The sequence below is a fragment of the Vibrio sp. YQ_11 genome (assembly GCF_043103065.1).
In the GTDB taxonomy this organism is placed as follows: Bacteria; Pseudomonadota; Gammaproteobacteria; order Enterobacterales; family Vibrionaceae; genus Vibrio; species Vibrio parahaemolyticus.
Genome location: NZ_JBICJM010000011.1, coordinates 99,141 through 118,546 on the forward strand (window position 1 = coordinate 99,141; position 19,406 = coordinate 118,546).

Genomic DNA, 19,406 nt, shown 5'->3' on the forward strand with positions numbered 1-19,406 from the left:
CAGTGTGTAGAGCGATAAAACAAGTAACCAGAGCAAAGCAAAGCGAAAAAGAGTGCCAGAATGCTCAGTTTTCTTGGGCTTCACTGAACATTCCGGTGTTAGAGGCAGCCTAACCGCATTTCGCACTCGGTTAGGCTGTGAACCTAGACACTAATAACGTCCCTAGGTTTACTGCCATTACTTCTTGAGTAACTGGCTTAGGTCTTTAGCTTCCCAATGTGGGAAGTGTTTGCGAACAAGGGCGTTCAACTCAAGTTCAAAGGCAGATACATCAGCTAAACCGCGTTCAAGCTCTGTTAAGCTTTCTTTCACCATACCAGCACCAACGGTCACATTAGTTAGGCGATCGATGATGATGAAACCACCGGTATCTGCGCAGTCTTGGTAATTGTCCAAAGCTACTGATTCATTGAGCGACCACTCACACAAACCAATGCCATTTAGAGGCAGTTCCGCAGCACCATGTGTCGACAAGTTATTGATGTCGTACTGGTGACGAATCGACTCTACGTGACCAACGGTCTTCTTACCTGCAATCTTGATGTCGTAATCACGACCAGGTTGCAACGGCTGCTCAGTCATCCACACCACATCGGCAAGCAAATGGTTGGTGGTTTGCACTTGCGCGTTCTCAAGCACGATCAAATCACCACGGCTGATGTCAATTTCATCATTCAGAGTCAGCGTAACGGCTAGACCAGCTTGCGCTTCTTCAATGTCGCCATCGAAGGTCACAATGCGAGCGACAGTCGACGTTTTACCGGACGGCAATGCTTTGATGGCATCACCGACTTTCACAGAGCCAGACGACACCGTGCCCGCAAAGCCACGGAAATCAAGGTTAGGACGATTCACGTACTGAACAGGGAAACGGAATTCACCCGCACCTTTTTCGTAGTCCACATCCACCGTTTCTAGCAACTCAAGCAACGATGGACCTTCAAACCAGTTCAGGTTCTGTCCTTTATCCACTACGTTGTCGCCTTCCAGCGCTGAAATCGGGATTATTTGAATATCAATATCGCCAGTTAGATTTTCAGAAAACTTCAGGTACTCATCACGAATTTCTTCGAAGCGCGCTTGTGAGTAATCCACCAAATCCATCTTGTTGATTGCGACAACAAAATGTTTCAAGCCCAATAGGTTTGAAATGAAAGAGTGACGACGCGTTTGATCCAAAATGCCTTTACGGGCATCCACTAAAATCACCGCTAAATCACACGTCGATGCGCCTGTCGCCATGTTGCGCGTGTACTGCTCATGTCCTGGGGTATCAGCAATAATGAACTTACGCTTCTGCGTCGAGAAGTAACGGTAAGCAACATCGATTGTGATGCCTTGTTCACGCTCAGCCTGCAGACCATCGACAAGCAACGCCAAATCGGGCTTTTCACCCGTCGTACCAACGCGTTGGCTGTCTGAGTGAACCGCGGCTAGTTGGTCTTCATAAATTTGTTTTGAATCATGGAGTAAGCGACCAATCAGGGTGCTTTTCCCATCATCCACAGAACCACAAGTCAGAAATCTAAGCAGAGACTTGTACTGATGTTGTTTTAAATAGCCTTCGATACCAAGCTCGGCTAATTGAGCTTCAACTGCACTGTTCATTCTCTTTCCTTAGATCTTTTAGAAGTAACCTTGACGTTTCTTGAGTTCCATCGATCCTGACTGATCGTGGTCGATCGCTCGGCCTTGACGCTCACTTGAGGTCGCCACCAACATCTCTTCAATAATGCCCGTCAGCGTATTCGCTTCGGATTCAATCGCACCTGTCAGTGGATAACAGCCCAACGTACGGAAACGCACGCTTTTCTCTTCAATTACTTCACCCGGTTGAAGCTCCATACGGTCATCATCCACCATGATCAGCATGCCATCGCGTTCGACAACCGGACGCTTATCAGCAAGATAAAGCGGGACAATTTCGATGTTCTCTAGGTAGATGTATTGCCAGATATCAAGCTCAGTCCAGTTAGAAAGTGGGAACACTCGAATGCTCTCACCTTTATTCACTTGACCGTTGTAGGTTTTCCAAAGTTCTGGACGCTGGTTTTTCGGATCCCAGGTATGGTTCTTGTCACGGAACGAATACACTCGCTCTTTTGCGCGTGATTTTTCTTCATCACGACGAGCGCCTCCAAAAGCAGCATCGAAGCCATATTTGTTTAGCGCCTGCTTAAGACCTTGCGTTTTCATGATGTCCGTATGCTTTGACGAGCCATGAACAAACGGGCTACATCCCATTGCTATGCCTTCTGGGTTCTTATGAACCAAAAGCTCAAAACCGTATTTTTCCGCAGTACGATCACGGAATTCGATCATTTCGCGAAATTTCCAATCGGTATCCACATGCAGCAGCGGAAATGGGATCTTACCTGGGTAAAACGCCTTACGCGCCAAATGCAGCATCACTGATGAATCTTTACCAATCGAATACATCATGACTGGGTTATCAAACTCAGCAGCAACTTCGCGGATGATATGAATACTCTCCGCTTCGAGTTGTTTAAGATGAGTTAAACGTTGTTGGTCCATGTTTTGTATTTCCTTTTTAAGCTTGAAGGCGCGTTACGTCTCTAATCTTTGGACTGAAATTATATGGAGTTGGCAATAGCACTTTTGTTGAAATCAGTACTAGACAAAAACCAATCTAACTTTTGAGACAATCGCACTACCTCTCCTACGACAATCAAAGATGGCGCCTGAGCTTCCTTCGATAAATCAGATAGTTGGGAAAGTTCTCCCGTAAAAACTTTTTGCTGAATTTGCGTACCGCGCTCAATAATAGCAATCGGAGTTGAAGCCGCTCTTCCGTGCTGAATGAGCTGATTCTGAATATAGTGTGATTTCATGAGTCCCATGTAGATCACTAAAGTCTGATTGCCACGAGCCAGTGTTGACCAATCCATCTCATCACTTTCTTCTTTCAAGTGACCAGTAACAAAAATGGCCGATTGAGCATAATCACGGTGCGTCAACGGAATGCCAGCATATGCTGTCGCTCCTGCTGCGGCAGTAATACCAGGCACCACTTGAAAACGAATGCCAGCATCAGCCAACACTTCTAGCTCTTCTCCACCGCGACCAAATACGAAAGGATCACCGCCTTTTACTCGTACTACTCGGTATCCTTGCTCAGCAAAATCAACCAAAAGTTGATTTGTCTTTTCTTGCGGTACACTGTGGTGCCCTGCACGCTTGCCAACACAAACTAAAATCGTATCGCTTGGGATCAGCGCCATGATCTCTTCAGACACCAAATAGTCGTACAAGACCACATCCGCCTGTTGTAAACAGTTCAGTGCTTTAATGGTGAGAAGTTCAGGGTCGCCAGGGCCAGCACCAACCAATGCCACTTCGCCTGGTTTGAGTGACTGCTTTACAAAACGAGTGACGCCAGACACTTGGTTGTCAGAAACCAACCTCGGCTTTTGTACAGGTAAAGGAGTGACTGAATCGTTCGTTGCCATGTGCTTGCTCATCGTCCATTGATATTGTGATGCAGGCATTATGGCGGGGTGTTTTTATTACCTGAAATTCTAAAATTTCATTTTTTATTCAAAAATCTGCTAAGAAGTTTTTGTTTGGTCTCATTCAAAATCGTGAAAAAGTCGGCGTTTAATATGAAAATGGTTCAGTAAAATGTCGTTGATTCACAGTTTTCTGCACCTTAATCATTAAGTTGCATTAAAATTCGTTACACTCGACTTCCTATCCCATTAAATTGGAGCACCTCATGAAAATGGCAGTTAATCCTATTTCCGTCGCAGTTTTGAGTGGCATGTTGACGCTTGCAGGGCCAGCAATGGCAGACACGATCAAGCTTCGCATTATTGAAACCACTGACATCCACACCAACGTGATGGATTACGATTACTACAAAGACCAACCATCACAACAAATTGGTTTGAGCCGCGCAGCCACATTAGTTAAGCAGGCAAAATCCGAAGTGGAAAACAGCGTGTTGGTCGACAACGGCGACTTAATTCAAGGTAGCCCGATGGGTGACTACATGGCGGCAAAAGGCATACAGGCTGGGGAAGTTCATCCTGTATACAAAGCCATGAACCAATTGCACTATGATGTGGGGAACATTGGTAACCATGAATTCAACTATGGTTTGGACTTCTTACAAAATACGCTGGCCGGCGCGAACTTCCCCTACATCAACGCCAATGTGTTTGATAAGAAAACTGGCGAACATTACTTCCAACCTTACCTGATCAAAACACACAGTTTTAAAGATACCGATGGCGAAGTTCATCAAGTAAAAGTGGGTTACATCGGGTTTGTTCCACCGCAAATCATGGTTTGGGATAAGAAAAATCTTGAAGGTAACGTGGTTGCCAAAGACATCAAAGAAACTGCAGAGAAGCTGATTCCGCAGATGAAGAAGGAAGGTGCGGACATTATTGTCGCGATTCCGCACTCAGGGGTTTCAACCGATCCATATAAACTAGGTGCGGAGAACTCGGTGTACTATTTAACGCAAGTGAAAGGCATTGATGCCATTGCGTTTGGTCACTCTCACGCGGTCTTCCCAGGCAAAGGATTTGAAAATCTACAAGGCGTAGACAACAACAAAGGTACCATCAACGGTGTCACTGCCGTCATGCCTGGCCGTTGGGGTAGCCACGTGGGAGTCATGGATCTGGTCATCGAGCAAAAAGACGGCCAATGGCAAGTAGTGGAAGGACAATCTGAAGCAAGACCAATTTTCGACAAAGCGACTAAGAAATCGCTTGCAGAAGCAGACCAAGGCATCATTAGAGCACTCGAAGACGATCACAAAGGCACTCGCGAATTCGTTAACCAACCAATTGGTAAAGCGAATGACGTGATGTACAGCTTCTTGGCTTTGGTGCAAGATGACCCAACAATCCAAATCGTTAACCTTGCACAAAAAGACTACGTTGAACGTTTCATTCAAGGCGATCCAGACCTTGCTGACATTCCAGTTTTGAGCGCGGCAGCGCCGTTTAAAGTGGGCGGACGTAAAGATGATCCGAACGGCTTCACTGAGGTAGAATCTGGCCAACTGACTTTCCGCAACGCCGCCGACTTGTACCTATACCCAAATACGCTCGTCGCAATGAAGGTGAAAGGCAAAGAAGTACATGAATGGCTAGAGTGCAGCGCAGGCCAATTCAAGCGCATTGATGTCAATACGACTCAGCCACAATCGTTAATTGATTGGGATAACTTCCGTACGTACAACTTTGACGTGATTGATGGTGTGGAATACCAAATCGACATCACTCAACCACCGAAGTACGACGCGAATTGTAAAGTCATTAATCCGGACTCCCAGCGTATCGTGAATCTGACTTTCAATGGCAAACCAGTTGATCCGAAACAAGATTTCATCATCGCGACTAACAATTACCGCGCGTACAGCAATACCTTCCCTGGCACGGGTCCGGACTTCATTGCATTTGACTCTCCAGACGAAAACCGTTCTGTGGTTGCTGCGTACATTTCTCGCGTGAGTGAGGAAAAAGGCGAAGTCACGCCAAGCGCTGACAATAACTGGTCGTTCGCACCAATTAAGTCAGACAAAAAACTGGATATTCGCTTTGAAACCTCACCGAGCGAAAAAGCTTCGAAGTTTATCCAAGACAAAGGCCAATACCCGATGAAACGCGTCGCAACTGACGAAGTGGGCTTTGCGATTTATCAGATCGATTTAAACAAATAAGCGACTCCATGTTCAAACTAGCGGCTCCTCAGTGAGCCGCTTTTTGTTACTGCGCAAAGCAGTTAAGATAGTTCAAATGCGCTAACCCTTTCACTGCAGATAACCTTCATGCAAAACGACGTATTTTTCGATCTCACTCAACATGGATTTTCAGAAGATGAAGCCTCACAACTCATGGTCTATGGACAAGAGTTAGAATTACCTACTAGACACATTCTTAGCCATCAAGGTGAATTTAGTTCACACATCTACTTCATTCTGAAGGGGTTATGTCACGCAAGCTATCTCACAGAGAAAGGCAAAGAATTCAGCAAAGAGTTTTATTGGGAAAAGGACTGGGTGATCGGCTTTGAAAGCGTGATAAAGGATCAACCTTCACCGTACTTATTGGAAACGCTGACCGCATGTCATTTATTCTGTTTGCCTATCGAGGCATTGCATCAATGGCGCGCCGAAAAGCACTCTATTTACCTAAAATTGCTCGAAACGCAGTTGATGAACAAAGAGAATAAAGAACGTTTTATGCTGTTGTATTCACCTGAGGAACGTTATCAGTTATTTTGCCACCACTACCCAGATTTAGAACAGCGTATTACCGATAGCCAAATTGCGGCTTACCTCGGCATTACAGCTATCAGCTTGAGCCGTATTAAAGCGCGTTTAGCAAAAGACAGCGAATAAGAGACGCACCAAACAAAAAAAGGCTCTTCCAACGAAGAGCCTTTGTTCAATCTAATGACTTATTTAAGAAGACGTGCTCGGAACTGACGCCCTTTCATCTTCCCCGTACTGATAATTTGCAGCGCTTTCTTCGCGGCAGACTTTTCTACAGCAACGTAAGAACGTACAGGGAACAAATGAATCTTGCCCACTTGCGCACCTGGGATGCCATTTTTGCCAGTCAAACAACCAAGAATATCGCCAGGACGAACTTTTTGCTTCTTGCCGCCATCAATGTTGATGGTCACCATCTTCGCTTGGTATGGCTGCTGATTTGATTTCGCTGGCAAGGTCGCGGGTACCACATCCATCTCTAAGTACTCTTCGATACGAGCAACACGTAGACCGTCTTTTTCACCAAAGAAGCTGAACGCCAAACCTTTACTGCCTGCTCGGCCAGTACGGCCAATACGGTGCACGTGCACTTCTGGGTCACGAGACAGCTCAAAGTTGAACACAGCATCAAGATTGTCCACATCCAAACCTCGTGCCGCCACGTCCGTTGCCACAAGAATAGAAACGCTCTTGTTCGCAAATTGCACCAGTGCTTGATCACGTTCACGCTGTTCAAGATCACCGTGAATATCGATCACGCTAAAGCCGCGATGGTGTAATTCATCCGCAACATTTTGAACCTCTTTCTTCGTATTACAGAACACCACCGCCGACTCTGGTTGGTAAGTCAAAAGAAGATTCGCTAGCGCCTCATCACGCGCTTCAGTTCCTTCTACTTTGTAGAAGTATTGAGCAATGCTGGAAGTATCGTGAGTCGATTCAACCTTGATCATCTCTGGCGATTTCATAATACGCTGAGCGATTTTCTCGATCTTCTCTGGGAATGTTGCGCTAAACAGCAATGTCTGACGCTGTTTAGGCGCCGCATTAATAATTGCATCTAAAGCATCTTGGAAGCCCATTTCTAGCATACGATCGGCTTCATCCAGCACCAATGTATTCAACTCTTCCAAGTTAATACGGCCTTTCTCAAGGTGATCCAGAATACGCCCCGGAGTACCAACAAGGATATGTGCACCATGCTCTAACGAACCAATTTGCGGTCCCATCGGCATACCGCCGCACAACGTAAGTACTTTAATGTTATGGATACCACGCCCTAGCGTTCGAATTTCTTTAGCAACTTGATCCGCCAGTTCGCGAGTCGGACACAGCACCAAAGCCTGCACGCGAAATCGTTTTACGTTTAGATTTGATAGCACGCCAAGACCAAACGCCGCTGTTTTACCCGAGCCCGTTTTACCCTGACCAATTACGTCACGCTGATTCAAAATCGCCGGTAAGCTTAACGCTTGAATTGGCGTCATATGGGTGTAGTTCAATGAATCCAGCGTTTCTAGTAGCGCTGGGTTCAGGCCTACTTGGTCAAAAGTTTGTTTGCTCACAGGGAAATATCCTCAGGTGGGATGAAAAAGAGGGCTCATTATCGCCAGATTTTCTGGGAAGACCAGTGAAAATTAACCATTGTTAATGAGTATTGAAACAAAAGCGAGTACATTCAGGCACTCTACTATCATTATGGACGACGGACATGACCACTTGGATCACTTTGCCTTTTGCTCAACTAACTACCTTACAACTGTATGAGATGCTGCGCTTACGCGTCGACGTGTTCGTCGTCGAGCAAACTTGCCCGTACCCGGAGCTAGATGGTAAGGATATTATTGACGGCGTTCATCACCTACTCGGCTACCACAATGATGAACTAGTTGCCTGCGCTCGGCTTCTGCCAGCTGGAACCACTTACGATAACGTCAGTATTGGCCGAGTCGTAACCAAACAAACAGCCCGAGGTGGTGGCTTAGGCCATCGGCTAATCACACAAGCCATCCAAGCATGTTCTACGTTATGGCCCGAAAAAACCATAGACATTGGTGCACAAGAACATCTTATCGATTTTTATGCTCACCATGGATTTGAAGTTATTTCTGACAGTTACTTAGAAGATGGAATTCCACACGTAGACATGCGCAGGAAGCATTCGACTCAATAAACCTCTACAAAACTGCAATAAGAAAGACGCGAGATGATTGCGTCTTTTTTAAATCTACAACGGAAACTATTTGTTTCTGCCGAAGCTGCCATCCGATAGACGGAAGAACATAACCGAATGATCGCTCTTTTCCAGTTGCAACATATCTAACTGGCCGTTTTCTGAGAGTTTAAAACGGATGAGTTGCCCCTGCTTGATATGGCTCAGTGGCTTGTCGCTTCCTTCTATTTTTACTAAGGCGCTAAGGTCAGCCATAGAAAGCTGATTGTTGCGAAAAACTTGAGCTAACGTATCACCATTCTTCACATGGTACTCTTTCCAGTCTTCTGACTTAGGCCCCGAGCTTTGCGACGTACGTTGCTGACTCAGGCTTTGCGCATTTAACTGGATCGCAACACGCTGGCTATCCACTTCACCCTGCGGTTCGACTAACGTTTCCGTTTTTTTCGGTAACGGTACAATCAGAAGTAGAAGTAATAATGGCATTAACACCATCAAAGCTCGTTGATGGAATTTAGGTAAGCGCTGCCAAAATGCCTTGATTGGTTCTACACGTTCCAACCACTTACTTTTGTTGAACGGCTGCTTCCAGTTGATAGCAGCGAACTTTTGTTTGACCAACTCGACGTAGTCGACTTGCTGCTTTTTCTTTCTGCGACGATTCATGTTGATGTGTCCCTTAATACTTCTACTACCAGTATAAAAATACCAGCGCGGAGAGTATATGGTTTTGACTAAAGTAAAATGGAATTTGGTTTAAATTAGCAGAAATTTCACTTGGAGTAAGAGATAAGTCACACGCTGACTGGTCAGATAACGCAATCGCCAGCAATTATTTAAACCTAAGCTCGAAACTGATATCCTGTTACCTTTATCACTCCTAATAAGAGCGACATTCATGTCTGAAATTAAATTTGAAACTGCAGAACAAAAAGCAAGCTACGGCATTGGTCTGCAAATGGGTCAGCAACTAGCTGGCTCTGGTCTTGAAGGCCTTAGCGTTGACGCTATCGCTGCGGGTATCGCAACAGCATTGACTGGCGAAATGCCATCAATCGAAATTGACGAAATCAACAATGCACTGCAAGAGCTACACACTCGCGCAGAAGCAGCTCGTCAAGAAGCTGCTAAAGCAGCAGCAGCTGATGGTGAAGCGTTCCTAAAAGACAACGCTCTACGTCCAGAAGTTAATGTTCTTGAATCTGGCCTACAGTACGAAATCATCAATGAAGGTACTGGCGAAATCCCAACAGCTGATAAATCTGTACGTGTTCACTACCACGGTGAACTAACAGACGGCACAGTATTCGACAGCTCTGTATCTCGCGGCCAACCAGCTGAGTTCCCAGTAACTGGCGTAATTAAAGGTTGGGTTGAAGCTCTACAACTAATGCCTGTAGGTTCTAAGTGGAAACTATACATCCCACAAGACCTTGCGTACGGTGAACGTGGCGCAGGCGCTGCAATCCCTCCATTCGCAGCACTAGTATTCGAAGTTGAGCTACTAGATATTCTATAATTGAGACTTTTCTCAATGACCTACATAAAGCGGCGCATTAGCGCCGCTTTTTTTATAAAATAATAGAAGTTATCAGTCAGATGACCTAAAAAAATAAATACAACAAATAAGTTAAAACGCTCAACCGTCGGAGGTACTATGCGTAAAACTCTCCTAACTTTAGCTCTCCTATCAGTGAATATTGGCAGCGCACATGCGTTTTTGGATACTGTCGTAGATAAGAGCAGCAAAAATGGTCTTATGGATATGGTAAGCCAAGGCCTAAATGCAGAATCTTCACCTCTTACTGAGCTACTAACGAGTCAGCTACCAGTTTCGACAGAACAAGCTGCAGGTGGCAGCAGTGCCCTAATTGCACTTGCTCAAAGCCAACTGTCTCAACAAAACAGCACGGAATTGCAGTCATTGATCCCTGGATTATCCAACTTGAAAGGTGCACAAAGCCTGTTAGGTAACATCGAAAGCTTGAGTGCCGTACAAAGCGCATTTAATGCACTAGGACTAGACCCATCGATGATCAGCCAATTTGCACCAGTGATTTTAGGTTACCTAAATGAGCAAGGAGCAAGTGAGGGATTATTGAAGTCTTTAAGCGGTCTATGGACGAACGGTAAGTAATTTCGCTTTAAGCGAAATCCCCACCGAAATAGAAGTAAAAAGAATGGGAACATACAAACAGTAGGCTCCCATTTATGAGCAAATTACAGATACAAAAAAGCCGAGCTAACGCTCGGCTTTCTCGTTCTTACGAACTGATTACTCAGCAGCTTCTTCAGCAGCTGGGCGATCTACAAGCTCAATGTAAGCCATTGGAGCTTTATCACCAGCACGGAAGCCAGCTTTTAGGATACGAGTGTAACCGCCCTGACGAGCAGCAAAACGTGGACCTAGTTCGTTAAATAGTTTTGCAACTACTTCGTTGTCACGAGTACGTGCAAATGCTAGACGACGGTTAGCAACACTGTCAGTCTTAGCTAGTGTAATCAAAGGCTCAACTACGCGACGTAGCTCTTTTGCTTTTGGCAAAGTAGTCTTGATAACTTCATGACGTACTAGAGAGCTAGCCATGTTGCTAAACATCGCTTTACGATGTGAGCTGTTGCGGTTGAGTTGACGACCACTCTTACGATGGCGCATGACCTAATCCTTCTAACTAGTATCGATTAATCTTCAGCGATTGATGCAGGTGGCCAGTTTTCTAGGCGCATGCCCAGAGACAGACCACGTGACGCAAGTACGTCTTTAATCTCAGTAAGAGATTTTTTACCAAGGTTAGGCGTTTTAAGTAGCTCAACCTCAGTACGTTGTACTAGATCACCGATGTAGTGAATCGCTTCTGCTTTCAGACAGTTAGCAGAGCGAACTGTTAGTTCAAGATCGTCTACAGGACGCAGTAGGATCGGATCGAATTCTGGCTTCTCTTCCTTCTCCTCAGGAACACGTACATCACGAAGATCTACGAATGCATCCAATTGTTCAGCTAGGATAGTAGCTGCACGACGGATTGCTTCCTCAGGTTCTAGAGTACCGTTTGTTTCCATATCGATAACAAGCTTGTCTAGATCAGTACGCTGTTCTACACGAGCTGCTTCTACAGCGTAGGCAATTTTGTCTACTGGGCTGTAAGTAGCATCTACTAGTAGGCGACCGATTGGACGCTCGTCTTCTTCATTATGGATACGCGCAGAAGCTGGAACATAACCACGACCACGTTCAACTTTAATACGCATTGCGATTTCAGCGTTGTCATCCGTTAGGTGACAAATAACGTGTTCAGGGTTAGCGATCTCTACATCACCGTCATGGGTGATGTCACCTGCAACCACAGGGCCCGAGCCTGATTTGTTCAAAGTAATGAACACTTCATCTTTGCCTTCAGCTACACGCACTGCCAAACCTTTAAGGTTTAGAAGGATTTCAAGAATATCTTCTTGTACGCCTTCTTTAGTGCTGTACTCATGAAGTACGCCTTCAATTTCTACTTCTGTCACTGCACAACCAGGCATAGAAGATAGAAGAATGCGGCGAAGTGCATTACCCAGAGTATGACCAAAGCCACGCTCTAATGGCTCAAGAGTTACTTTTGCGTGAGTCGAGCTGATTTGTTCGATGTCAACTAGACGTGGCTTAAGAAATTCTGTTACAGAACCCTGCATTGTGTCCTCTCTTTAGTTTAAACCTTACTTAGAGTAAAGCTCGACGATCAATTGTTCGTTGATGTCAGCTGATAGATCAGAACGCTCAGGCATACGCTTGAATGTACCTTCCATCTTGCCACCATCTACTTCAATCCAAGTTGGTTTTTCACGTTGTTCAGCAACTTCTAGAGCTGCTTTGATACGAGCTTGCTGTTTAGCTTTCTCGCGAATAGAAACAACGTCATTAGCCGCTACTTTGAAAGAAGGAACGTTTACAACTTTACCGTTAACTAGGATAGCTTTGTGGCTAACTAGCTGACGTGCTTCTGCGCGAGTTGCGCCAAAGCCCATGCGGTAAACTACGTTATCAAGACGACCTTCAAGAAGCTGAAGCAGGTTCTCACCTGTGTTGCCTTTAAGACGTGCAGCTTCTTTGTAGTAGTTACGGAATTGTTTTTCTAGAACGCCGTACATACGACGAACTTTTTGCTTCTCACGAAGCTGAACGCCATACTCAGATAGACGACCGCGACGAGCGCCGTGTACACCTGGTGCGTTATCAATTTTACACTTGGTATCGATCGCGCGAACACCAGACTTAAGGAATAAGTCAGTGCCTTCACGACGGCTAAGCTTCAGCTTAGGACCCAAATATCTTGCCATGATTCTTCTCCAATAGTCCTAGAAACGTTATACGCGACGTTTCTTAGGTGGACGACAACCGTTATGAGGGATTGGTGTAGCATCAACGATGTTTGTGATGCGGAAACCAGCTGCGTTCAGTGCGCGAACAGTAGATTCACGACCTGGACCAGGACCCTTAACCATAACTTCCAAGTTCTTTAGACCGTATTCTTTAGCCATTTCAGCACAACGCTCAGCAGCAACCTGTGCAGCGAACGGAGTAGACTTACGAGAACCACGGAAACCAGAACCACCTGCAGTAGCCCATGCAAGAGCGTTACCTTGACGGTCAGTAATGGTTACGATTGTGTTATTGAAAGAAGCATGGATGTGCGCAACGCCATCTGCAACTTGCTTGCGTACGCGCTTACGAGCGCGAGTTGGTTGTTTAGCCATTGTACTCTACCTTCCCGATTATTTCTTGATCGGCTTACGCGGACCCTTACGGGTGCGAGCGTTGGTTTTAGTACGCTGTCCACGTAGCGGTAGACTGCGACGATGACGAAGACCACGGTAACAGCCAAGGTCCATAAGACGCTTGATGTTCATAGATACTTCACGACGTAGATCACCTTCTACAGTGTACTTAGCTACACCATCACGCAGTTGATCGATCTGCTCTTCAGTTAGTTCACTGATCTTAACATCTTCAGCAATACCCACTTCAGCTAGGATAGCTTGAGAGCGAGTTTTACCGATGCCGTAGATCGCCGTTAGAGCGATTACAGCGTGTTTCTGATCAGGAATGTTAATGCCTGCTATACGGGCCATTATTCACTCCTAAGTGTTTCTATAAAAGAATTAGCCGCAGCAAAGCCCGTTATGGATACGCTGCGGAATACTACTTCTTTTGCACGCAAAAGGTAGGCCGAGGAATATACTCGACCCAACCTTCATTTTCAAGTAAAAATTTCTGCTAATTAGCCTTGGCGCTGTTTGTGCTTTGGCTCACTGCAAATCACGCGAACGACACCGTTACGCTTGATTACTTTACAGTTACGGCAGATTTTTTTAACGGAAGCACGAACTTTCATTGCTAAACTCCGTAAATGAAACTGAGTCTACCGCCGGATTAACGGCCGTAGCCTTTCAGATTCGCTTTCTTCAACACAGAATCATACTGTTGAGACATCAGATGAGTCTGTACCTGTGCCATAAAGTCCATAATTACAACAACTACGATTAGTAGTGATGTACCGCCGAAGTAGAAACGTACGTTCCACGCGACCATCATGAACTCGGGAATCAGACAGATAAAGGTAATGTACAGTGCACCAGCAAGGGTAAGACGTGTCATTACTTTATCGATGTACTTCGCTGTCTGCTCACCTGGGCGGATACCGGGTACGAATGCACCAGACTTCTTCAAGTTATCTGCTGTTTCACGCGGGTTGAAAACCAACGCCGTGTAGAAGAAACAGAAGAAGATAATTGCTGCTGCATATAGCATTACATACAATGGCTGACCTGGGCTAAGAGCCAAAGACACGTCAGTTAACCAACCGAACGCGCTGCTCTCACCATTCTGACCAAACCACTGAGCCAGTGTTCCTGGGAACAGGATAATGCTTGATGCGAAAATCGCTGGAATAACACCTGCCATATTAATTTTAAGTGGCAAGTGAGAACTTTGTGCAGCAAATACTTTACGACCTTGTTGACGCTTCGCGTAGTTAACGACGATTCGACGCTGACCACGTTCCATGAAAACAACGAAGTAAATTACTGCAAAAGCTAATACCGCGATTAGCAACAGAAGAAGTACATGCAATTCACCTTGACGCGCTTGCTCGATTGTTTGACCGATTGCAGAAGGCAATCCAGCAACAATACCTGCAAAAATTAGTAACGAAATACCGTTACCAATTCCACGCTCTGTAATTTGTTCACCTAACCACATTAGGAACATGGTGCCGGTTACTAAACTTACGGTAGCAATTAGCGTAAACATGGTTTGGTTGATAACAACCAGATTGTCGACCATGTTTGGTAAGCCTGTTGCGATACCTATAGCCTGGAAGGTTGCAAGTACAAGCGTGCCGTAGCGTGTGTATTGGCTGATCTTACGACGGCCTGCTTCACCCTCTTTTTTGAGTTCAGCTAACGCTGGATGAACTACAGTTAGCAATTGGACAACAATAGATGCCGAAATATACGGCATGATGCCCAATGCTAATATAGATGCACGCTCAAGAGCACCACCGGAGAACATGTTAAACATTTCAACGATGGTACCTTTTTGCTGTTCGAACAAATCGGCAAGTACAGCAGCGTCAATACCAGGAATCGGCACAAAAGAGCCGGCTCGGAATACTAAAAGTGCACCAATTACGAATAACAAGCGCGACTTTAGTTCACTTAAGCCGCTCTGAGCACTACGAAAATCTTGTCCTGGTTTCTTAGCCATCTGTACCTCGTTCCTCGAGATTATTCCTCGATTTTACCGCCTGCAGCTTCGATTGCAGCTTTAGCGCCTTTAGTCACACGTAGACCTTTAACAGTCACTGCTTTGTTAATTTCACCAGAAAGAACAACTTTAACGAATTCGATGTTCTTAGTGATGATGTTAGCAGCTTTAAGGCTGTTTAGATCAACCACGTCACCAGAAACTTTCGCTAGCTCAGCTAGACGAACTTCAGCAGACACTAGGCTCTTACGAGAAGTGAAACCGAATTTTGGTAGACGTTGTTTCAGAGGCATCTGACCGCCTTCGAAACCTGGACGAACTTTACCGCCAGAACGTGATTTTTGACCTTTGTGACCACGGCCACCAGTTTTACCTAGGCCAGAACCGATACCACGGCCTACACGCTTAGGAGCATGTTTAGAGCCAGCAGCCGGTGCAAGAGTATTCAAACGCATTCTGATTACTCCTCAACTTTAACCATGTAGTAAACCTTGTTGATCATACCGCGTACGCACGGAGTATCTTCAAGTTCTACTGTGTGGTTGATTTTACGAAGACCTAGACCACGCAAAGTAGCTTTGTGCTTTGGTAGGCGGCCAATTGAGCTTTTAGTTTGAGTTACTTTAATAGTTGCCATGGTGTTCTTACTCCGAAATAGCTTCAACAGTTAGACCACGTTTAGCAGCAACCATTTCTGGCGACTTCATGCTACCTAGTGCATCGATCGTTGCACGAACGATGTTGATAGGGTTCGTTGAACCGTATGCTTTAGATAGTACGTTGTGTACACCAGCAACTTCTAGTACTGCACGCATCGCACCACCTGCGATAACACCAGTACCTTCTGCTGCAGGCTGCATGTAAACTTTAGAGCCCGAGTGGCGACCTTTCACTGGGTGGTGAAGAGTGCCTTCGTTTAGAGCGATCGTAGTCATGTTACGACGCGCTTTTTCCATTGCTTTTTGGATCGCTGCAGGTACTTCACGAGCTTTGCCGTAACCGAAACCTACACGACCATTACCGTCACCAACTACTGTTAGTGCAGTGAAGCTCATGATTCGACCGCCTTTAACCGTTTTAGAAACACGGTTAACTGCGATTAGCTTTTCTTGCAAATCATTCGCTTGAACTTGTTGTTCTTTAGCCATCTTCCAACCCTACCTTAGAATTTCAGACCAGCTTCGCGAGCAGATTCTGCTAGCGCCGCTACTCGACCGTGGTATTGGAAACCAGAACGATCAAATGCAACTGCAGTTACGCCTTTTTCAAGAGCGCGTTCTGCAACAGCTTTACCTACTGCTTTAGCTGCATCAACGTTACCAGTGTATTTCACTTGCTCACGGATCGCTTTTTCTACAGTAGAAGCTGCTGCGATAACCTCAGAGCCGTTAGCCGCGATAACCTGTGCGTACACGTGACGAGGAGTACGGTGTACAACTAGGCGAGTCGCACCCAGTTCTGCAATCTTACGACGTGCGCGTGTAGCACGACGGATGCGAGATGCTTTCTTATCCATAGTGTTACCTTACTTCTTCTTAGCTTCTTTAGTACGCACATTTTCATCTGCGTAACGAACACCTTTACCTTTGTAAGGCTCAGGTTGACGGTAAGAACGAATGTCAGCCGCAACTTGACCAACTAGTTGTTTGTCACAACCAGTAATCACGATTTCAGTTTGGCTTGGACATTCAGCTTTGATACCCGCTGGCAACTCGTGCTCAACTGGGTGTGAGAAGCCTAGTGTTAGACCTACAGCGTTGCCTTTGATAGCAGCACGGTAACCAACACCTTTAAGAGTTAGCTTCTTAGTAAAGCCTTCAGTAACACCAACAACCATGTTGTTAACTAGTGCACGAGCAGTACCTGCTTGTGCCCAAGCGTTAGCAACACCTTCTTTAGGACCGAAAGTTAGGTTGTTTTCTTCCTGAGCGATAACTACAGCGTCGTTTAGTACGCGAGTTAGTTCGCCTTTAGCACCTTTTACAGTGATTTCTTGGCCGTTTAGTTTCACCTCTACGCCAGCTGGAATAGCGACAGGTGCTTTAGCAACACGAGACATATTCTACTCCTATTAAGCTACGTAGCAGATGATTTCACCACCAAGACCTGCTTTACGTGCAGCGCGGTCTGACATAAGACCCTTGGAAGTAGAAACGATAGCAATACCAAGACCACCCATTACAGAAGGAAGTTCATCTTTCTTCTTGTAAACACGTAGACCTGGACGAGAAACACGTTTAAGTTGCTCGATTACTGGTTTAGCTTGGAAGTACTTAAGAGTTACTTCTAGCTCAGGTTTTGCTTCGCCTTCAACAGCGAAGTCAACGATGTAACCTTCAGCTTTTAGTAGTGCAGCAATTGCAACTTTAAGCTTTGAAGAAGGCATTTTAACAGCAACTTTGTTTGCTGCCTGACCGTTACGAACGCGGGTCAGCATATCCGAAATCGGATCTTGCATGCTCATATGATTTACTCCAAATGATTAAGTGGCAATTACCAGCTAGCCTTACGAAGACCCGGAATCTCGCCTTTCATGCAAGCTTCACGAACCTTAATACGGCTTAGACCGAACTTACGTAGGTAACCGTGTGGACGACCAGTTTGGTTACAACGGTTGCGCTGACGTGATGCACTTGAATCACGTGGAAGAGATTGCAGTGTAAGAACTGCGTTCCAACGATCTTCTTCAGATGCGTTTACATCGCTGATGATAGCTTTTAGCGCTGCACGCTTTTCAGCGAACTTAGCTACTAGCTTTGCACGTTTAGCTTCACGTGCTTTCATTGATTGTTTAGCCATAACAGTAACCCTTCACCTTACTTACGGAATGGGAAGTTAAAGGCAGCCAGCAGAGCACGGCCTTCCTCATCAGTACCAGCAGACGTCGTAATAGTGATGTCTAGACCGCGTACACGATCAACTTTATCAAAGTCGATTTCCGGGAAGATGATTTGCTCGCGAACGCCCATGCTGTAGTTACCGCGACCGTCAAAAGACTTAGCGCTAACACCACGGAAGTCACGTACACGTGGAAGAGCGATGTTAATCAAACGCTCAAGAAAATCCCACATACGTTCGCCACGCAAGGTTACTTTACAACCGATAGGGTAGCCTTCACGGATTTTGAAACCTGCAACAGATTTACGCGCTTTAGTGATAAGTGGCTTTTGACCAGAGATCGTTGCCATATCAGATGCTGCGTTTTCTAGCAGTTTCTTATCGTTGATTGCTTCACCAACACCCATGTTTAGGGTGATTTTCTCGATTCTAGGGACTTGCATGACGCTTGTGTAACTGAACTGTTTGGTCAGTTCAGCGACTACAGACGACTTGTAGTAATCATGCAGTTTCGCCATAGTAGAACTCCAAATTACTTCTATTAGTTAGAAACGGTTTCGCCGTTAGACTTGAAGAAACGAACTTTTTTGCCGTCTTCAAAACGGAAACCGATACGGTCAGCTTTACCAGTAGCTGCATTAAAGATAGCCACGTTAGAAACATCGATTGCTGCTTCTTGCTCTACGATACCGCCTTGGATACCTAGTGCAGGAACAGGTTTCTGGTGTTTCTTAACAAGGTTGATACCTTCAACGATAACTTTACCAGTTGCTAGGACCTTAGTTACTTTACCTTTCTTGCCTTTGTCTTTACCAGCAAGAACGATTACTTCGTCATTACGACGGATTTTAGCTGCCATTTCTACGTGCTCCTTACAGAACTTCTGGAGCCAGTGAAACGATCTTCATGAACTTATCGCCACGAAGTTCGCGTGTCACAGGACCAAAGATACGTGTACCGATTGGTTGCTCAGTAGTGTTATTCAACAGTACGCAAGCATTTCGGTCGAAGCGAATGACAGAACCGTCAGGACGACGTACGCCTTTACGGGTGCGCACTACAACCGCCTTCATAACGTCACCTTTTTTAACTTTACCGCGAGGAATTGCTTCCTTAACAGTAACTTTGATGACGTCACCGATATGTGCATAACGGCGGTGTGAGCCACCCAGAACCTTAATACACATTACGCTGCGTGCGCCTGAGTTATCAGCTGCGTCCAGCATACTTTGCATTTGGATCATGTTAGTGCTCCGCTAAATATTAATAACTAGACCCATCACGGGTCGGGCTGCCTCTTTATAAGGGACGCGAATTGTACCACCCTTTTCTGTGATTGGGTAGTCAAAAAATAAACGGCTCCAAAAATATTTTTGGAGCCGTTTCTTATCATA

27 protein-coding genes are annotated in these 19,406 nt (G+C 45.5%); 5 read left to right on the forward strand and 22 right to left on the reverse strand.

The features are described 5' to 3' along the window. Positions 1-177: 177 nt before the first annotated feature. Genes cysN through cobA form a run of 3 tightly spaced genes read right to left on the reverse strand, consistent with a single transcriptional unit; the run spans position 178 to position 3,470 of the window. On the reverse strand, positions 178-1,608 hold the full coding sequence (gene cysN / locus ACF8EG_RS08725) for a sulfate adenylyltransferase subunit CysN (protein WP_005454657.1): 1,431 nt from the start codon (positions 1,606-1,608) through the stop codon (positions 178-180). An 18-nt stretch (positions 1,609-1,626) separates the two neighbouring features. Then, positions 1,627-2,535, reverse strand: coding sequence for a sulfate adenylyltransferase subunit CysD (gene cysD, locus ACF8EG_RS08730; protein WP_005454659.1), 909 nt, complete (start codon positions 2,533-2,535; stop codon positions 1,627-1,629). A 59-nt stretch (positions 2,536-2,594) separates the two neighbouring features. Continuing rightward, entirely contained in the window at positions 2,595-3,470 is an 876-nt protein-coding gene (cobA, locus tag ACF8EG_RS08735; RefSeq protein WP_047732661.1) for a uroporphyrinogen-III C-methyltransferase, read from the reverse strand. A 266-nt stretch (positions 3,471-3,736) separates the two neighbouring features. On the opposite strand from cobA, the gene cpdB reads away from it, so the two are divergent. Together cpdB and ACF8EG_RS08745 are read left to right on the forward strand one after the other, a co-directional pair. Then, entirely contained in the window at positions 3,737-5,698 is a 1,962-nt protein-coding gene (gene cpdB, locus ACF8EG_RS08740) for a 2',3'-cyclic-nucleotide 2'-phosphodiesterase (protein WP_025503879.1), read from the forward strand. Between the two features lie 108 nt (positions 5,699-5,806). Continuing rightward, a complete protein-coding gene (locus ACF8EG_RS08745) occupies positions 5,807-6,379 on the forward strand; it encodes a Crp/Fnr family transcriptional regulator (protein WP_005496941.1) in 573 nt (190 codons plus the stop codon). Positions 6,380-6,438: 59 nt separating this feature from the next. Here ACF8EG_RS08745 and dbpA read toward each other — a convergent pair whose 3' ends face one another. Then, entirely contained in the window at positions 6,439-7,818 is a 1,380-nt protein-coding gene (dbpA, locus tag ACF8EG_RS08750) for an ATP-dependent RNA helicase DbpA (RefSeq protein WP_005454697.1), read from the reverse strand. Between the two features lie 146 nt (positions 7,819-7,964). Between dbpA and ACF8EG_RS08755 the strand changes: the two genes are divergently transcribed. Continuing rightward, entirely contained in the window at positions 7,965-8,426 is a 462-nt protein-coding gene (locus tag ACF8EG_RS08755; protein ID WP_025594344.1) for a GNAT family N-acetyltransferase, read from the forward strand. Between the two features lie 66 nt (positions 8,427-8,492). On the opposite strand, the gene ACF8EG_RS08760 is transcribed toward ACF8EG_RS08755, so the two are convergent. After that, positions 8,493-9,092: a LysM-like peptidoglycan-binding domain-containing protein gene (locus ACF8EG_RS08760; RefSeq protein WP_276419657.1), complete on the reverse strand. Its 600-nt coding sequence runs from the start codon at positions 9,090-9,092 to the stop codon at positions 8,493-8,495. 232 nt (positions 9,093-9,324) lie between these two features. On the opposite strand from ACF8EG_RS08760, the gene ACF8EG_RS08765 reads away from it, so the two are divergent. Further along, complete coding sequence (locus tag ACF8EG_RS08765) at positions 9,325-9,945, forward strand: FKBP-type peptidyl-prolyl cis-trans isomerase (RefSeq protein ID WP_005496936.1); 621 nt, start codon at positions 9,325-9,327, stop codon at positions 9,943-9,945. A gap of 138 nt (positions 9,946-10,083) precedes the next feature. After that, the gene (locus tag ACF8EG_RS08770) at positions 10,084-10,563 is read left to right on the forward strand and encodes a DUF2780 domain-containing protein (protein WP_047732671.1); all 480 of its coding nucleotides are present in this window, start codon (positions 10,084-10,086) and stop codon (positions 10,561-10,563) included. Between the two features lie 138 nt (positions 10,564-10,701). On the opposite strand, the gene rplQ is transcribed toward ACF8EG_RS08770, so the two are convergent. The 17 genes from rplQ to rplN all read right to left on the reverse strand — a co-directional run bounded on the left by rplQ (position 10,702) and on the right by rplN (position 19,256). Then, positions 10,702-11,082, reverse strand: coding sequence for a 50S ribosomal protein L17 (gene rplQ / locus ACF8EG_RS08775; RefSeq protein WP_005383141.1), 381 nt, complete (start codon positions 11,080-11,082; stop codon positions 10,702-10,704). Positions 11,083-11,108: 26 nt separating this feature from the next. Continuing rightward, a complete protein-coding gene (locus tag ACF8EG_RS08780; protein WP_005383143.1) occupies positions 11,109-12,101 on the reverse strand; it encodes a DNA-directed RNA polymerase subunit alpha in 993 nt (330 codons plus the stop codon). Between the two features lie 24 nt (positions 12,102-12,125). Beyond that, positions 12,126-12,746 carry a 30S ribosomal protein S4 gene (gene rpsD / locus ACF8EG_RS08785; RefSeq protein ID WP_005383146.1) on the reverse strand — a complete coding sequence of 207 codons (621 nt, stop codon included), beginning with the start codon at positions 12,744-12,746 and terminating at the stop codon, positions 12,126-12,128. 27 nt (positions 12,747-12,773) lie between these two features. Further along, positions 12,774-13,163: a 30S ribosomal protein S11 gene (gene rpsK / locus ACF8EG_RS08790; RefSeq protein WP_001118870.1), complete on the reverse strand. Its 390-nt coding sequence runs from the start codon at positions 13,161-13,163 to the stop codon at positions 12,774-12,776. Positions 13,164-13,181: 18 nt separating this feature from the next. After that, positions 13,182-13,538, reverse strand: coding sequence for a 30S ribosomal protein S13 (gene rpsM / locus ACF8EG_RS08795; protein WP_005450559.1), 357 nt, complete (start codon positions 13,536-13,538; stop codon positions 13,182-13,184). Between the two features lie 149 nt (positions 13,539-13,687). Continuing rightward, positions 13,688-13,801, reverse strand: a complete 114-nt coding sequence (gene rpmJ / locus ACF8EG_RS08800) for a 50S ribosomal protein L36 (RefSeq protein WP_000868186.1) — start codon at positions 13,799-13,801, stop codon at positions 13,688-13,690. A 38-nt stretch (positions 13,802-13,839) separates the two neighbouring features. After that, the gene (secY, locus tag ACF8EG_RS08805; RefSeq protein WP_005481401.1) at positions 13,840-15,174 is read right to left on the reverse strand and encodes a preprotein translocase subunit SecY; all 1,335 of its coding nucleotides are present in this window, start codon (positions 15,172-15,174) and stop codon (positions 13,840-13,842) included. 20 nt (positions 15,175-15,194) lie between these two features. Further along, positions 15,195-15,629, reverse strand: coding sequence for a 50S ribosomal protein L15 (rplO, locus tag ACF8EG_RS08810; protein ID WP_005450562.1), 435 nt, complete (start codon positions 15,627-15,629; stop codon positions 15,195-15,197). Between the two features lie 5 nt (positions 15,630-15,634). Further along, positions 15,635-15,811, reverse strand: a complete 177-nt coding sequence (gene rpmD, locus ACF8EG_RS08815) for a 50S ribosomal protein L30 (protein WP_000201159.1) — start codon at positions 15,809-15,811, stop codon at positions 15,635-15,637. A 7-nt stretch (positions 15,812-15,818) separates the two neighbouring features. Beyond that, positions 15,819-16,322, reverse strand: coding sequence for a 30S ribosomal protein S5 (rpsE, locus tag ACF8EG_RS08820; protein ID WP_005435090.1), 504 nt, complete (start codon positions 16,320-16,322; stop codon positions 15,819-15,821). A gap of 14 nt (positions 16,323-16,336) precedes the next feature. Next, on the reverse strand, positions 16,337-16,690 hold the full coding sequence (gene rplR, locus ACF8EG_RS08825; RefSeq protein ID WP_005435088.1) for a 50S ribosomal protein L18: 354 nt from the start codon (positions 16,688-16,690) through the stop codon (positions 16,337-16,339). A 9-nt stretch (positions 16,691-16,699) separates the two neighbouring features. Beyond that, complete coding sequence (gene rplF / locus ACF8EG_RS08830) at positions 16,700-17,233, reverse strand: 50S ribosomal protein L6 (RefSeq protein ID WP_005455654.1); 534 nt, start codon at positions 17,231-17,233, stop codon at positions 16,700-16,702. Positions 17,234-17,245: 12 nt separating this feature from the next. Beyond that, complete coding sequence (gene rpsH, locus ACF8EG_RS08835) at positions 17,246-17,638, reverse strand: 30S ribosomal protein S8 (protein ID WP_005455656.1); 393 nt, start codon at positions 17,636-17,638, stop codon at positions 17,246-17,248. Positions 17,639-17,667: 29 nt separating this feature from the next. Next, the gene (gene rpsN, locus ACF8EG_RS08840; RefSeq protein WP_005455658.1) at positions 17,668-17,973 is read right to left on the reverse strand and encodes a 30S ribosomal protein S14; all 306 of its coding nucleotides are present in this window, start codon (positions 17,971-17,973) and stop codon (positions 17,668-17,670) included. Positions 17,974-17,990: 17 nt separating this feature from the next. Next, entirely contained in the window at positions 17,991-18,530 is a 540-nt protein-coding gene (rplE, locus tag ACF8EG_RS08845) for a 50S ribosomal protein L5 (RefSeq protein ID WP_005455660.1), read from the reverse strand. 23 nt (positions 18,531-18,553) lie between these two features. Then, positions 18,554-18,871, reverse strand: a complete 318-nt coding sequence (gene rplX / locus ACF8EG_RS08850; protein ID WP_005455662.1) for a 50S ribosomal protein L24 — start codon at positions 18,869-18,871, stop codon at positions 18,554-18,556. A gap of 13 nt (positions 18,872-18,884) precedes the next feature. After that, a complete protein-coding gene (gene rplN / locus ACF8EG_RS08855; protein WP_005489425.1) occupies positions 18,885-19,256 on the reverse strand; it encodes a 50S ribosomal protein L14 in 372 nt (123 codons plus the stop codon). Positions 19,257-19,406 lie beyond the last annotated feature (150 nt).